This window comes from Azospirillum argentinense (assembly GCF_000632475.1).
Taxonomy (GTDB): domain Bacteria; phylum Pseudomonadota; class Alphaproteobacteria; order Azospirillales; family Azospirillaceae; genus Azospirillum; species Azospirillum baldaniorum.
In genome coordinates, this window is sequence record NZ_CP007796.1 from 567,861 (window position 1) to 582,887 (window position 15,027).

14 protein-coding genes are annotated in these 15,027 nt (G+C 70.8%); all 14 read right to left on the reverse strand.

Annotated elements, in window-relative coordinates; translation table 11 throughout:
* Positions 1-4: 4 nt before the first annotated feature.
* Positions 5-1,993, reverse strand: coding sequence for a Fe(3+)-hydroxamate ABC transporter permease FhuB (gene fhuB / locus ABAZ39_RS28760; protein ID WP_247881780.1), 1,989 nt, complete (start codon positions 1,991-1,993; stop codon positions 5-7).
* Complete coding sequence (locus tag ABAZ39_RS28765; protein WP_051658681.1) at positions 1,986-2,882, reverse strand: iron-siderophore ABC transporter substrate-binding protein; 897 nt, start codon at positions 2,880-2,882, stop codon at positions 1,986-1,988. Before ABAZ39_RS28765 ends, fhuB begins: the two co-directional genes overlap by 8 nt.
* Entirely contained in the window at positions 2,879-3,670 is a 792-nt protein-coding gene (locus ABAZ39_RS28770; RefSeq protein WP_040137654.1) for an ABC transporter ATP-binding protein, read from the reverse strand. Before ABAZ39_RS28770 ends, ABAZ39_RS28765 begins: the two co-directional genes overlap by 4 nt.
* Before the next feature lie 158 nt (positions 3,671-3,828).
* The gene (locus ABAZ39_RS28775) at positions 3,829-5,982 is read right to left on the reverse strand and encodes a TonB-dependent siderophore receptor (RefSeq protein WP_040137655.1); all 2,154 of its coding nucleotides are present in this window, start codon (positions 5,980-5,982) and stop codon (positions 3,829-3,831) included.
* 172 nt (positions 5,983-6,154) lie between these two features.
* Positions 6,155-7,039 (reverse strand): AraC family transcriptional regulator, encoded by an 885-nt coding sequence (locus ABAZ39_RS28780; RefSeq protein WP_040137656.1) that lies wholly within the window; start codon positions 7,037-7,039, stop codon positions 6,155-6,157.
* A gap of 263 nt (positions 7,040-7,302) precedes the next feature.
* On the reverse strand, positions 7,303-7,479 hold the full coding sequence (locus tag ABAZ39_RS35920; protein WP_144243663.1) for an IclR family transcriptional regulator C-terminal domain-containing protein: 177 nt from the start codon (positions 7,477-7,479) through the stop codon (positions 7,303-7,305).
* Between the two features lie 140 nt (positions 7,480-7,619).
* Positions 7,620-8,774 (reverse strand): NAD(P)/FAD-dependent oxidoreductase, encoded by a 1,155-nt coding sequence (locus ABAZ39_RS28785; protein WP_040137657.1) that lies wholly within the window; start codon positions 8,772-8,774, stop codon positions 7,620-7,622.
* Complete coding sequence (locus ABAZ39_RS28790; protein ID WP_051658682.1) at positions 8,771-10,183, reverse strand: FAD/NAD(P)-dependent oxidoreductase; 1,413 nt, start codon at positions 10,181-10,183, stop codon at positions 8,771-8,773. Before ABAZ39_RS28790 ends, ABAZ39_RS28785 begins: the two co-directional genes overlap by 4 nt.
* The gene (locus ABAZ39_RS28795; protein ID WP_040137658.1) at positions 10,180-10,542 is read right to left on the reverse strand and encodes a (2Fe-2S)-binding protein; all 363 of its coding nucleotides are present in this window, start codon (positions 10,540-10,542) and stop codon (positions 10,180-10,182) included. Before ABAZ39_RS28795 ends, ABAZ39_RS28790 begins: the two co-directional genes overlap by 4 nt.
* A 21-nt stretch (positions 10,543-10,563) precedes the next feature.
* Complete coding sequence (locus ABAZ39_RS28800) at positions 10,564-11,682, reverse strand: ABC transporter substrate-binding protein (protein WP_040137659.1); 1,119 nt, start codon at positions 11,680-11,682, stop codon at positions 10,564-10,566.
* An 18-nt stretch (positions 11,683-11,700) separates the two neighbouring features.
* Entirely contained in the window at positions 11,701-12,417 is a 717-nt protein-coding gene (locus tag ABAZ39_RS28805; RefSeq protein WP_040137660.1) for an ABC transporter ATP-binding protein, read from the reverse strand.
* A 6-nt stretch (positions 12,418-12,423) separates the two neighbouring features.
* Positions 12,424-13,194 carry an ABC transporter ATP-binding protein gene (locus tag ABAZ39_RS28810; protein WP_040137661.1) on the reverse strand — a complete coding sequence of 257 codons (771 nt, stop codon included), beginning with the start codon at positions 13,192-13,194 and terminating at the stop codon, positions 12,424-12,426.
* Complete coding sequence (locus ABAZ39_RS28815; RefSeq protein ID WP_040137662.1) at positions 13,191-14,066, reverse strand: branched-chain amino acid ABC transporter permease; 876 nt, start codon at positions 14,064-14,066, stop codon at positions 13,191-13,193. The genes ABAZ39_RS28810 and ABAZ39_RS28815 overlap by 4 nt, the downstream gene beginning before the upstream one ends.
* Positions 14,063-14,962, reverse strand: coding sequence for a branched-chain amino acid ABC transporter permease (locus ABAZ39_RS28820; RefSeq protein WP_200885650.1), 900 nt, complete (start codon positions 14,960-14,962; stop codon positions 14,063-14,065). The genes ABAZ39_RS28815 and ABAZ39_RS28820 overlap by 4 nt, the downstream gene beginning before the upstream one ends.
* Positions 14,963-15,027: the final 65 nt, after the last annotated feature.

A 15,027-nucleotide genomic window follows, 5' to 3' on the forward strand; every position in this document is an offset into this window, starting at 1 on the left:
GACGTCAATGGCTGCGGGCGTTGGAGCGGCCGAGCAGCCAGACCAGATAGGGGCCGGCGAGCAGCGCGGCGAACAGGCCAAGCGGCAATTGATAGGGGAAGGCGACGGTGCGCGCCAGCCAGTCCGACACCACCATCAGCCCGGCGCCGATAAACACCGCCCCGATCCCCTGCTGAAGCGGACGGCCCAGCCCGGCCAGCCGGGCGAGATGCGGGGCGATCAGGCCGATGAAGCTCAACGGCCCGACGAACAGCGCGGCCGCCGCGGTCAGCAGTCCGGCCAGCAGCACCAGCAGGACGCGGCAGCGCTGCACCGGCAACCCGACGGCCCGCGCCGTCACGTCGCCCAGCGGCAGGATCTCCAGCCACTTGGCGGTCAACGGCAGGGTTGCCAGCAGAAGCACCGCCACACCGGCGCAGAACCAGGCGTCGCCCGGACCGGCCTCGTTGGTCGAGCCGCTCAGCCAGCGCAGCAGGGCGAAGGCCTGCGGCGTGCCGGTGGCGATGACCGCGGTCAGCACGGCGCTGCACAGAGCGCTCATGGCGATCCCGGCGAGCAGAAGCCGCTCCGGCCCGAAGCCGGCGCGCAGCGACAGGGCCAGCATGGCGGCCAGAGTCAGCACCGCCCCCGCCGCCGACGCGGCGAGTTGAAGGCCGAAGCCGGGGGCCGCGACGAGGAACAGCGCGGCGGTCAGCCCAACGCCGGCCCCGGTGCCAACGCCGAGGATTTCCGGGCTGGCCAGCGGGTTGGCGGTCACCCGCTGCAACAGCATTCCGGCGGCGGCCAGCATCGCCCCCGCCGCCGCCGCGACCGCCACGCGCGGGCCACGCCAGCCCAGCAGCGTGTCGAGCAGCGGGCCGGTGGACAGCGTCCAGCCGCCCGGCCCATAGCCGACCGTGAGGGCGAGGCCCACGGCAACGGCGCCGAGAACGGCGAACAGGGCGATCAACCGGTAAGGGTGCGGGCTGCGGCGCGACGGCGCGGGACGGCTGTTCAGCGACGGCCATTCGAACATGCGCAGGCGCGGCAGCAGCCACAGCAGAAGCGGGCCGCCGAGCAGCGCCGTCGCCGCCCCGGTCGGCACCCGCTCCCCGTCCACCCCGGCCAGAAGCTGCACCAGCCCGTCGGTCAGCCAGAGCAGGAGCGCGCCGATCAGGGGGGCGGCGATCAGCCTCTGGCCCTGAGTCCGCGCGCCGCTCAGATGCGCCAGCGCCGGGGCGGCCAGCCCGACGAAGCCGATCACCCCGACCTCCGCCGTCACGCTCGCCGCCAGCCAGACCGCGACCCCGATGACGCCAAAGCGCGTGGCGTTGAGGGCGACGCCGAGGCTGCGGGCGCTGGCGTCGTCCAGCCCGAGGATGGCCAGCGGGCGCATCAGCAGGACGGCGGCGGCGGCACCGATCGCCAGACGAACGGCGAGGGTCAGCGTCGGTCCCCAGCTCTGCTGGGCCAGCGCCCCGCCGCCCCAGATGAAGATGGAGAAGAGATATTCGCCGTTGGCGAGGATCAGCGCGGCGCTGCCCATCGTCGCGGTCAGGGCGACCATCATGCCGGCCAGCACGACGGCCACCGGCTCCAGCCCGCGCCGCCACGTCATGGCCAGGATCAGCCCGACCGCCGCCAGCCCGCCGGCCAGCGCCACCCCCTCCCGCGCACCGTCCATCAGCGCCGGCGCGTAGAGCATCCCCAGCGTCAGGGCGAGCTGGGCGCCCGCCGACACGCCGAGCGTCGAGGGTTCGGCCAGCGGGTTGCGCAGCACGCGCTGGAGCAGCAGCCCCGACAGGCCGAGCGCCGCCCCGGCGACCAGCGCCACCGCGATGCGCGGCAGCACGCTGTGATAGAGGATGACGCCGTCCAGCCACGCGGCGTCCGGCGGCAAGGGCATGGATGGCGCCGCGGCGTGCCCGGCGATCTGCCAAGCGGACAGCGCGGCGGCGGCCAGCGCCAGCCCGCTCCACAGCAGGATGCGGTTGACGGCCATGCGCTCAGCCATTGCGGACGGACTCCGGCCGCAGCAGGGCGGCGGTGACGAGGCGGGCGAAGCGCAGCGCCGCCGGAAGCCCGCCGAAATGGTTGACCGGCTCGATCACGCTCACGCGCTTTTCCCGAACCATCGGCAGGGCCTGCCACAGGGCGCTGTCGTCCAGCCCCCGCACCACGTCGGAGGGCAGCGGCGGAACGACGACGGTGATGGCGTCCGGCATCCGCGCCAGCGCCTCGATCCCCAGCGGTGCCGCGGCGCTGTAGCTCGATTGCGAGGCCCAGGCGTTGCGCAGCCCCAGCCGCTGGAGAACCGCGCCGAACATGCTGTCGTCGCCGAAGGCGCGGACATGGCGGGCATCGCCGAAGTTGATCGCCAGCACCGGGCGGCGGACGGTGCCGCGCAGGGTTTCGCCCAGCCGGGCGATCTCCGCGTCGGCCCCGGCGACGAAGGCGCGGGCCTCCGCCTCACGCCCCAGCGTCCGGCCGAGGGTCAGCGCGGCCTCCGCCGCCAGCGTGTAAGGCGGCACGCCCGGCTGGTAGATCGGCAGCGACAGGGTTTCCGCCACCCGCTCCAGGCTGGCCCGCTGGCCCTCGTAATAGTTGGAGGTGAGGATGAGGTCCGGCTCGGCCAGCGTCAGCGCCTCGTAATTGGGCGTGCCGCGCAGGCCGAGGTCGATCACCGAGTCTGGAACCTCCGGCTCGACGACGACCTTGCGGAACTGGATCAGTTCGGTCGCGGCGACCGGCACGATGCCCAGCGCCAGCGCCGTCTCCAGCCCCGCCCAGTCGATGGCGGCGACCCGCCGCCCCGACGCAGCGTGTCCGAGGCGGGGCAGCAGCACGGCTCCGGCGGCGAGGCCCAGCGCGCGGCGGCGGGTGATCGTCGCCTGCCCCGTCACAGCACGCAACCGATCGGCTTGCCGGTCACCGGGTGCGGGACGGTCGTCATGGCGAGGCGGTAGATGGCCCGCAGCGTCTCGCCGGTCATGATGGCGTCGGGCGTGCCCTGGGCGATCAGCGCGCCGTTGCGCATCGCCAGGATCTCGTCGCAGACGCTGGCCGCCATGTTGATGTCGTGCAGCACGATGACCGCGCCGATGCCGCGCGCCCGGCTCAGCCGGCGCACCAGCCCCAGAAGTTCCACCTGGCTGGCGATGTCCAGCGCCGAGGTCGGCTCGTCGAGCAACAGGCAGCGCGTGTCCTGGGCCAGCATCATCGCCAGCCAGACGCGCTGCCGCTCGCCGCCCGACAGGCTGTCGACCAGACGGTCGGCGAAGGCGTCCAGGTGGGTTTCGGCGATGGCCTCCGCCACCTTGGCGGCGTCCTCCGCCCCGAAGCGGCCGAGCGCGCCGTGCCAGGGAAAGCGGCCGAGGGCCACCAGCTCCCGCACCGTCATGCCCTCGGCCGGCGGGGTGAATTGCGGCATGTAGGCGACGGTGCGCGCGAAATCGCGGTCGCCGATCCGCGCGAGGTCCGCCCCCAGGCAGCGGATGGTCCCACCACCCGGCGGCTGCTGGCGGGCGAGCAGGCGGATCAGCGTGCTCTTGCCCGAACCGTTGGGACCGACCAGCCCATAGATCCGCCCCGGATCCAGCCGGAGCGACAGCCCCGACAGAATCGCCCGTCCGGCAACGGAGAAGCTCACGCCTGCGAGGTCGTAGAGGGGTTTGGTCTGGTCTGGGCTCATCGGTCTTCACCTCTGTATCCCTCGCCCCTCCGGGGAGAGGGAGGGGACCCGCGCCGCAGGCGTGGGGAGGGTGAGGGGGATGTCCGTAGCGGCACGTTCGGCACTAGCGCAACCCCCTCACCCTAACCCTCTCCCCAGAGGGGAGAGGGGATTCACGTTCACCACGTCATGTTGACGGTCAGCAGAGCCGTCCGACCCTCGGCGTAGCCGCAGGAGAACTGGGTCTGGCAGCTCGCCACATACTCCTTGTCGAACAGGTTGGTGACGGCGAGATTCACACCCCAGGCAGCGGGCTTGTAGCCGATCCGCGCGTCGAAGACGGTGGCGGCGGGGACTTTCAACGTGTTCTCGTTGTCGGCCCAGGACGAGCCGACGTAGCGCACGCCGCCGCCCACCGACACGCCGTCCAGCGCATTTTCCCGGAAGGTGTAGTCGAGGAAGGCCGAGCCTTGGACCTGCGGCACGATGTAGGGGGTCTTGCCGATCAGCGCCGGGTTGGCGTCCTTCTTGATGTCGAGGTCGAGCGCGGTGAAGGAGGCGACCGCCTTCAGGTTCGGCGTGATGTTGGCCTTGGCCTCAAGCTCGATGCCGCGCGAGTTGACCTCGCCCAGCTGCGTCTCGGCGTTGAAGGCGCCGGTCACCACGTTGGTGCGCGTCAGGTCGAACAGGGCCGCGGTGAAGATGGCGTCCATCCAGGCCGGGCGGTACTTGACGCCGACCTCGACCTGCTGGCCGGTTTCCGGCTTGAACACACCGGCCACCGCCGACGACCCCAGCACCGGGTTGAAGAAGGTGGAGGCGCTGACATAGGGCGTCACGCCGTTGGCGAACTCGTAGGCCAGACCGGCGCGCCCGCTGAACTTGCCGTCCTTGCCGTCGTAGGCGGGCGTGCCGTCGGCGTCGGTCGAGGCGATGTCGTAGCGCCCGTTCAGCGTCACCAGGAAGCCCTGGCCGAAGCGCATCTGGTCCTGGAGGTAGACGCCGAGCTGACCCATCGTCAGCTCCTGGTCGATGTAGGAGAAGCGCTGGCCCTGCGCGGCGCCGTAGACCGGGTTGGTGGCGCTGATCGGCGTGGCCGAGCCGGACGCCTGCACCTGATCCATCTTGAAATACTTGTAGTCGACGCCGACCAGCGCCGTGTGGGCGACCGGCCCGGTCTGCCACTTGGATTCGAGCTGGTTGTCGATCAGGAAGGTGTTGACCTTGGTCGTGTGCTCGAAATTGATGCGCGACAGCCGATTGTCCGGATCGGTCGGCACCGCCGAGAAGCCGTTGTAGCCGAAGGGATAGACCGTGACCTCGTGAACCCGGCTGTAGCCGTAGCGGGCGTTCTGGCGGAAGGTCAAGTCGTTGTCGAAGCGGTGCTCGAACTCGTAGCCGATGGAGGCCTGACGGCGCCGGTAGGTGTCGATGTCCGGTTCGGTGAAGTTGGCCTTGCGGTCGATGCGCCCGAAGGAGGCCGGCTTCACCGTGCCGACATAGGGCAGGAAGGCGCCGCCGTTGTGCGTCTCGTCGATGTCGGTGTAGTTGCTCAGCACCGTCAGCGTGCTGCGGTCGTTCGGCGACCACTTGAAGCTCGGCGAGATGGTGCCGCGGAAGCCGTCCGCGAAGTCGGTGTAGCTGTCGCCACCGGCGATGCGTCCGGTCAGCCGGTAGCTCAGCGTCGGGTCGATGGCGCCGCCGACGTCCACACCGAGATGGGCGGTGCCGTGCTGGTTGATCCCCGCCTCGACCGAGCGCACCGGCGTGTCGCCGGGCCGCTTGGTGACGTAATTCACCAGACCGCCGGGGTTGCTGCCTCCGTAGAGGACGGAGGAGGCGCCGCGCAGCACCTCGATCCGCTCCAGCGTGTAGCTGTCCACGAACTGGCCGCCGAAGCCGTAGCTGTAGAGCTGGAGCCCGTCCTGGTAGATGCCGGTCTGCGTCGCCTGGAAGCCGCGGATGAAGATCCAGTCGGTGTCACTGTCCGAGCCGAAGGGCTGGCTGAAGACGCCGGGGGTGTAGCGCAGCGCCTCGTCCACCTTCTGCGCGCCGCGGTCGTCCATCTCCTCGCGCCCGATCACCGAGACGGATTGCGGGACCGCCTCCAGCGGAATGTCGGTCTTGGACCCCGTGGCCGAGCGGCCGGGCACGTAGCCGCGGACCGGGCTGGTGGCGGTGTCGGCGGCCCGGCTGCCCTCGACGGTCACCGGAGCCAGAACCGCCGGGGCGGTCGCGTCCTGCGCCTGGGCGAGCGCCGGCACCAGCAGGGCGACGAGCGCCGTGCCGTTCAAAAGGAAGCGGGTCAGTCGCGTGTTGGAAATATCACTCATCGCAATCGGCCTCGGACTGTATGCGGCATCCGCGAAACGCCTTCGGACCGGCGGGTCCCGAAGCGCCTTCGTTGTTGCGAATGATTAGCATGTGCACAAAGGAGCGCGATTGAACGGTCTTTGGATGGGTTGAACGATCTTCCGGCATTCGTCGCGTCGGGCAGCGCCCGGCTCAGCCGGTCTGGTTGCGCAGCCAGGCGGCGGGCGTGGTGCCGACGATCTGGCGGAAGACGCGCGTCAGGTGCGCCTGATCGGAGAAGCCCGCCATCACCGCAGCGGTCGCCAGCGTCGTGTCCGATCCGGTCAGCAGGCTCTTGGCCCGTTCCACACGGACCCGCATCTGCCATTTGTGGGGCGGCAGACCGGTCGAAGCCTTGAAGGCGGTGCAGAAATGGGTGGTGGACAGGCCGGTCAACTCGGCCAGCTCCTGCAGGCGGATGGAGCGGCCACAATGCTCCTCGATGTAGTCGGTGACGCGCCTCAACTGGCGCGGCGGCAGTTGGCCCCGCTTGCGGTCGGCGACGGGTTCCGCCTGCGCGAGGCCGACGAACAGCGCGGCCATCAGGCTCTCGCCGTAGAGGTCGTGCAGGTTCGCCGACGTCCGGCATTCCGCCGCGATCAGGCGGGCCAGGGCGAACAGGCGGTCATCGGCGAAATTCAGCCGCGGCCGCTCCATGCCCCGGACGTCCAGCCCGTCGACGAAGCGGCTTCCCAGCACGGACATGTCGAAATGGAGATCGAGATGGGTGAGCCGGCGGACGTTCACCGTGCGCGACCACACCCGCAGGCCGGCCGGCACATAGCTCAGCGGCTCGCGCCGGCTGAGCCGGCCGGCCTCGCCGCGGCCGGGCGAGGCGGTGACGTGCAGCCCGCCCTCGCCCACCTGATCGAGGACCACCACCAGCCGCGGCGCCTCGGACACATACTCGCCCTGGCCGTTCCGGTCGCACGCGACGTTCCAGATGTCGGCGATCATCCCGTTCCAGGCGCGCCACTGGAGGTCGCCGAGAATGGTGATCCCTTCCGTGCTGCTTTGCATTCTGGGATGGAACGGCATGGATCGGCCTCCCAGCCACCGGATTGAACAGTCCCCGGAATCCTTCCCCGAGCCGCCAGACCTATAGGGCAAAAGGCAATTGCGAACAAGTCGCATTCTTATTTGCCGTCTGCACGACGTTCTCCACCCCGACTGCCTGAACCATCCGGCAAGCGGGGTGTTCAGGCTTTCAGCTCAATCAATCGCGACGTCAACAGCACCCGACAAGGTCACTCACAGCCATCTCGCTACCCTCAAGAAGCATGACGGAAGACACGGGCAAGTCAGTTGGCGTTCGTTATGAGCATATCGAGGAACCGCTCCTGGGCGGATTCTGGGGAAGCAGCGCTGCGCGGCATCATGATGTTGAGCGTTGCGAAAATGCCCTGCTCGTCACGCACCGGCACCGCCACGGCCCAAAGATGGCCGGAGTATTCACGGTCGCTGTAAGCGCCGTCCATGCATGCGAATCGCCTGGGCGAACCTGGTCAATTCAGGCAGACAAGCGCGAGGGCGCCTTACCCAGGTTTTCTGTTCCGCGACCACTCACATCCCCAGATGGCATCTGGCGTAAGCGTCGGCGCGGTCGCGGGCAACGGCCTCACACGATCGCCGGCTCCTTCTCCAGTTCCTCGCCACTGGCGAAGCGGGCCGGGGACAGGCGGGCGAACCAGTCCGGAACGGCCCGCCCGTCGACAAGGTGGGCAAGCAGGCGCCCCGCCGCGGGAGCGGTCATGAAGCCCTTGGCCCCCGACAGCGCGACGAACAGGCCGGGCAGCGCCGTTTCGCCGAGCACCGCCAGCATATCCGGCGTGATGGAGTAGAGCCCGCCCCAGGAGCGCAGCAGCCGCGCCGTTCCCAGCGCCGGCAGCAGGTCGATGGCGTGGGCGGCGGCGCGCGGGAACAGGTCCGCGGTGGGCTGGGCATCGGCGCCGAGCGCCCGGCGTCGATCCGACGCCACCACAATGACGCTGCCCCGCGCCGTCTGGTTCAGGAACATCTCGTGCGCGAAGGACACCACGCAGGGGCCGAGCCGCGGCGGCAGCGGCTCGGTGACGAAGGCCTGGTTGGGATAGGGCTGCACCGGGATGTCGATGCCGAGCGGCCCGAGAAGCTGCGGAATCCGCGTGTCGGTGGCGACGACGACCCGCCCGGCCTCGATCGCCCCCCCACCCGCGCGCAGGCGGAAGGCGCCGTTCCGCGGCTCGATGAAATCGATCGTCACGCGGTGGCGGACGATCACCCCGGACCGTACGGCGGCGCGGTGGAAGCCGTCCAGCACCCGGAACGGCGACAGGGAGCCGTCGCGGGCGCAGAAGGAACCGCCAACCACCCCCGCCGGATTGAGGCCGGGCGCCAGCCGCGCCACCTCCTCCGCGGTCAGGAGCGTACTGTCCACGCCGAACCGGGCCTGGAGCGCGATGTTGCGGCGGAGCTGGTCGAGCTGTTCCTCGCCATGGGCCAGGATCAGGTAGCCGTCCTGCTTGAACTCGATGCCCTCGGGATAACCGAACTCCTCGGCAAAACTCTCGTAGAACGGCAGGCTTTCCTGGCAGAGCCGGATGTTGCCCGCCGCCCCCCACTGCGCACGGAACCCGGCGCCGCAGCGCCCCGTCTCGTTGCCCGCGAAGTCCGACCGGTCGAGCAGCAGGACCGACAGGTCGGGGCGCAGCCGGCGCAACCACAGCGCCGCCGACAGGCCATAGGCGCCGCCGCCGATCACCGCGATGTCGGCGGTCCTGGGAAGAGTCGTCATGATCCCATGCTTTCGTCCGAAACCCGGTTGGCCAGCGCGGCGAGCGCGACGGGACGGATGCCGGGGCGCGCGTTGACCGCTTCCCCCTCTCCCCGTGGTCCGGCGAGCGCCGCCAGGGTGCGCAGGCAGGACCGCCCGCCGCAGGAGCCCATGCCGGCCCGCGTGTTGCGCTTCAGCCCGTTCAGTCCGTCATGCCCGTCGGCGATGGCGCGGTCGATCCGGGCACGGGTGACGCCCTCGCAGCGGCAGACCACCGTGGCCGGCGTCACCAGCGCGTGGATGTCCGGCGGAAGCTCCCAGGAGGGTGCCAGCGCCGCCTGGAAGGTCCAGTGGCGCGCCCGCTCGGCCCGGTCCGTGGCGGCCTGCGCGGCGAAGCGCCCGGCATCCCGGTGCAGCGCCCATCCCGCCGCCGCGGCCCCGACCACGGCGCCGTCGCAGGCCGCAGCCAAACCGCCGGCAAGACCGCCCGCGTCCCCGGCGACGAACAGGCCGGGCACAGAGGTCGCCCCGTCACTGTCGCGCACCGGCAGCCAGCCGCCGCGCCGGGGATCGAAGCGGGTTTCCGCCCCGGCCATGCGCGCCAGATCGCTGTTCGCGGTGAAGCCGTGGTTGAAGGCGATGGTGTCGGCGGCGAAGCGCTGCTCGGTTCCCGGGACAGGCCGTCCACGGCCGTCGTGGCGGGCGATCACCAGCCGTTCGGCGGCTCCGTCCCCGCTGACCGACAGCGCGACATGGCGGGTGAGCACCGGCACCCCGGCGCGGCGCAGGACGGACAGCCAGCGCCATCCCTCCGACAGCACGCCGCGCCCGGCCCACAGCGCCGCCGGATCGCGCAGCAGCCCCAACCACAGCGGACGCAGCAAAGCCACCACCGGCACCGTCGCCCCGGCCTCGACCATCTGCGCCGCCGCGACCAGCGGCAGCGGCCCGGCCCCGGCGACCGCGATCCGGTCCCCGGCGCGCACCCGCCCGCCCTTCAGCAGGGCCTGGAGCGCCCCCGCCGTCACCACGCCCGGCAAGGTCCAGCCGGGGACCGGCACCACACGCTCGTGCAGGCCGGTCGCCACCACCAGCGCGTCGGCGCGGATCAGCTGGCTGCTCGTCTCGTCGGCGATCAGGATCCGGTCCAGGCCGTAGACGGCGGTCACCGACGTTCCCGGTCGATGGTCGATCGACCCGGCATGACGGGCAAAGCGGTCGAACAGGCGCCGCTTGCGCTCCGCCTCCGGCCGGGCCGCGGCGGAGACAGCGCCGCCCGCCAGCGATGGCGACGGCTGACGGTGAATTTGCCCGCCGGGGCGGGACGCCTCGTCCACCAGCGTGACCGCGCAGCCCAGTCGGGCGGCCTGCGCCGCCGCCATCATGCCGGCGGGACCGGCGCCGACCACCACCACCCGCGCACGGCTCATGACGTCGCTCCATCCGGAACGCTGCCGTCGGGCAGCAGCCCCGGACCGACCTGCCAACGGACGGACAGGCCCGGACGGGCTTCGGTCTGGCAGGCGCGGGTGTTGGGGCGCCCGTCGATGATGCAGCGGCATTCCCAGCACACCCCGATGCCGCAGAACAGCCCGCGCAGGGAGCCGTCCTCCGCGGTGCGCCACGCCCGCTCCCCGGCGGCGAGCAGCGCGGCGGCGACGCTCTCCCCCGGCCAAGCCGGGATCGCACGCTCCCCAAAGCGGTCTTCAAAGAGGATGGTGAAGCCCTCCCCCTCCCGGATCCCGACGCGGCGAACAGGGGTGGCGGCAGACGATGCGGCCTGATCCATGATGAAGCCCCGGCGTCCGGCTCAGAGCAGGGTGAAGGCGCCGCCCTTCACGGTCAGCACGAAGCCGCCGTAGGTGGGGGTGCGGTTGTCGTTGATGGTCAGCTTGCCGCCGCCCAGCACGGTCGGCAGGTCCTTAACCGTCAGCAGCGCGGCGCGGATGGCGGCCCGGTCGTAGGTCGGGCCGGCGGCCTTGATGGCGGCGGCGGCGACCTTGAGCTGGTTGTAGCCGATGGCGGCGAAGACGTCCGGGGCGATCTTGAACTTGCGCTGGTAGTTCTCGACGAAGGTCTTGTTCAGCGGGCTATTGCTTTCCAGGAAATAATCGGCAACGAAGATGGTGCCCTCCACCGCCGAACCGCCGACCTTGAGGAACTGCTGCGACGCCATGCTGGGCGTACCGAGGATGCGCACCTTGTCGGACAGGCCGGCCTGCCTGGCCTGGATGATGATGTTGGCGCTGGTCTCGGCGGTGGTGGAGATCAGCAGCGTGTCGATGTCCAGGGCGGCCAGCTTGGTCGCCAACGCCGTGAAGTCGGTGTCGCTGCCGACGATGGTCTCCTCCGCCACGGTCTTGATGCCCTTGGCCTCGAACAGATCCTTCACCCCGTTCTTCTGGGCGATGTAGGCGTCGTTGTCGCGGTTGAAGACATAGGCGACGGTCTTGGGCGCCAGACGGGCGGCAGCCTGCTCGCCCAGCGCCTGCATGATGGTGGCCGGGGTGGCGTTCGACTTGAAGATCCAGTCGCCGACCCGCGTCACGTCGGCGGACGCGGTGGAGACGACCGGCACGCCCTGCTCCTGCGCCACCGGCAGGGCGGCGAAGGCCTCGACGCTGGAGGTCGGGCCGAGGATCACCGCCGCCTTGTCGTATTGGGCGAAGCGGGAAACCAGCGTGGTCGCCTGGTTCTTGTCGCTCGCCGTGTCCTCGATCAGCAGCTTCAGTTTTAGGCTGCCCAGCTCGCCCGAGGCGTTCAACTCCTCCAGCGCGGTCTCGATGCCGTTGCGGCCGGGAACGGCGGCGAAGGAGAAGATGCCGGTCGAGGCGACGGGCACGCCGATCACCACCTCCTGCGCCTGGGCGGGCTGGAGAGCGGCGGCGAGGGCCAGCGACAGGGCGGCGGCGCCGAACAGGGTCTTCATGCGGAATTATCCTTGTCGTTAAAAATCCGGAAGGTCGTCGCCGGGCAGGTAGTGGCGGACCACCGCGGGGTCACGGGCGAGCGCGCCGCTCGGCCCCTGGTGGACGATGCGCCCCTGCTCCAGCACATAGGCGTGGCCGGTGGCGTCGAGCGCGCGGCGCGCGTTCTGCTCCACCAGCAGAATGGTCAGGCCGGACCGGCGCAGCGTTTCCAGTGCCGCGAAGACCTGCGCGGCCATCAGCGGCGACAGGCCGAGGCTCGGCTCGTCCAGCATCAGCAGGCGCGGGCGCCCCATCAGCGCGCGCCCGATGGCGAGCATCTGCTGCTGCCCGCCGGACAGCGACCCGCCCTCCTGCCGGCGCCGCTCCGCCAGGATCGGGAAAAGGGCGTAGACCTCGTCGATGTCCGCGGTCCCCCGCGTCCCGGCGGCCAGCCGCCCGAGCAGAAGATTCTCCTCCACCGACAGCGGGCCGAGGATCTGGCGCCCCTCCGGCACCTGGAGCAGGCCGCGCCGTGCCACCCTGTGGGCGGGCAGCCCGGCGATGTCGGCACCGTCGAAACGGATGCGCCCGGATGCCGGCTTCACCACGCCGCTGATGCTGTTGAGCAGCGTGCTTTTGCCCGCACCGTTGGGGCCGATCAACGCCACCATGGCGCCGGCAGGAACCGTCAGGGTGACCCCGCGCAGGGCGCGGATGCCGTCATAGGCGGTGACCAGATCGTGTATTTCCAGCATGCCTGGTCACGTCCCCAGATAGGCGGCGATCACCGCCGGGTCGCGGCGCACCGCTGCGGGGGTGCCGCTGGCGATCAGCCGGCCGCTGTCGATGATGTGGATTTCGGCGCAGAGCGACAGGACGAAGCGCATGTTGTGCTCGATCAACAGGACGCCGAGCCCGTCGCCCGCCAGTTCCGCGAAGATGCAGCCCAGCGCGTCGGCCTCCACGTCGTTCATGCCGGCCACCGGCTCGTCCAGCAGGAGGAGGCGCGGTTCCATGGCCAGCGCCCGCATCATCTCGACGCGGCGCTGGTGGCCGTAGGACAGGCTGCCCGCCGGACGGTCGGCGAAGCCGGCCATGCCGAAGCGGTCCAGAATGGCGGCGGCGCGACGGCGCAGCTCCCGTCCCTCGGCGACCGCCGAGGGCAGGCCGAGCAGCCCGGCGGCGAGACCCGCGCGCTCATGCCGGTGGAAGCCGGCGACCACGTTGTCCAGGACGCTCGCCTCCTTCAGCAGGCGGACGGTCTGAAAGGTGCGGGCGATGCCGGCGCGCGCCACTTCCGGCGCCTCCGCCTCGGTGATGTCGCGGCCGCCAAGGCGGATGCGCCCGGCGGTCAGGCGCAGCAGGCCGGTGATGAGGTTGACCACCGTGCTCTTGCCCGCCCCGTTGGGACCGATCAGACCGGTGATGCGGCCCGGCGCGACGGTCAGCGAGAGGTTGTCCACCGCCACCACGCCGCCGAAGGCGCGGGTCACCCCGTCGAGAACCAGCCCCTCTTGACTTTGGGAGGTCATGCCTGCGCCTCCGCCGCGCGCCGCCTTGCGGCAAGACGCAGGCGGCGCGCCTGGAGGATGACCGTGTCCACCACGCCATGCGGCAGATGGACGATGAACAGCACCATCAGCAGCCCGTTGACGGCGAGGCGGTAGTCGGCCAGCGGGCGCGCCAGTTCCGGCAGCGCGGTCAGCACAGCCGCTCCGGCCAACGGCCCGAGCACCGCCGCGCGTCCGCCCAGCACCACGAAGGTCAGCACCGACACCAGCAGCGGGAAACCGAAATCCTCCGGCACGAGGCTGTAGTTGCGGTGGGCCATCACCCCGCCGCCCAGCCCGGCGATGGCGCCGGACAGCGCGAAGGCCAGCCGGTGGTACCGGACGACCCGGATGCCGAGCGAGACGGCCACCGTCTCCTCCTGGCGGATGGTGTCGAAGGCGCGCCCGACCCCGCCGCGCGACAGCGCGAAGACGAGGTAGAGGACCAGCGCGAAGACGCCCAGCAGGTGCCAGCCCTGGACGGTGCGCGGCAGGCCGTTCATGCCCATCGCACCGCCGGTCAGCGGCTCCGCATAGAGGGCCAGCGACAGGACGATCTGCACGAAGGCGAGCGTCGCGATGGCCTGGAACACCCCGCGCAGCCGGGCCAGCGGCAGGGCGAGCAGCCCGCCCGCGGCGGCCCCAGCCAGCGCGGCGGCGGCCAGCCCCAGCGGCATCGGCACGCCCCAGCGCACCGTCAGCACGGCGGCGGTGTAGGCGCCGAGGGAGGCGAGCCCCGCCGTCGCCAGCGAGAAGACCCCGGCGCGCAGCGCGATGTACTGGCTGTAGGCCAGGATGGCGTTCACCAGGATCAGCTCCGCCAACGGCTGCTGGGCGAGAAGAAGGTCGATCATTGCCGCACCACCCGGATTTCCCGGCGCAGGGTTCCGAAGAAGCCGCTCGGCCGCAGCAGCAGGATGACGAAGAGAAGCCCGAACAGGATCGCGTCGCTGAGGGCGGAGGACAGGAAGGCGACGCTCAGCGTCTGGATCATCCCGAACAGCAGCCCGCCGACCACCGCCCCCGCCACGCTGCCCAGGCCGCCCAGCACGATCACCACGAAGCCGCGCAGCAGATAGGGCTCGCCCATCAGGAAATGGACGGAGTTGAAGGCGATGCCGATGATCACCCCCGCCGCCCCGGCCAGCGCGCCGCACAGGAAGAAGGTCAGCGCGTGCACGGCACCGGGGTTGACGCCGAGCAGGCTGGCCGTCCGTTCGGAAATGGCGACGGCGCGGATCTGCCGGCCGAAGCTGGTCGCGAACAGGAAGACCAGCAGCGCCGCCACCAGCACGGCGACGCTGCCGACGATGACGATCTGCTGCAGCGACACGCGCAGCCCGAACACCTGATAGAAGACGATGGGGAAGGTGCCGAAGGGAAAGCGCTGCACCTGGGTATTCGAGGCGATCTGCGCCGCGCTCATCAGGATTTGCGCCACCCCGAGGCTGGAGATGATCGCCGCGAATTCCGGGGAGCCGCGGCGGCGGAGCGGCCGGAAGGCCACCGCGTCCACCAGCACGCTGAGCAGCCCCGCGGCCAGCATGGCGACGGCGAAGGCCGCCGGCAGTGGCAGGCCGAGTGCGGTGACCGCGAACAGGCCGGTGAAGGCCCCCCACATGAACACCGCCCCGTGGGCGAGGTTCAGCACGTGCAGCACGCCGAAGATCAGCGTGAAGCCCAGCGCGAACAGCGCGTAGGTGCTGCCCATGACGATGCCGTTGACGATCTGCTGCGCGACCAGAGCCACGCTGCCCCCTTATCGATGTGAATTCTTCTCTGGCGTGACGGGTCTCCGTGTGGAACGGAAACGAT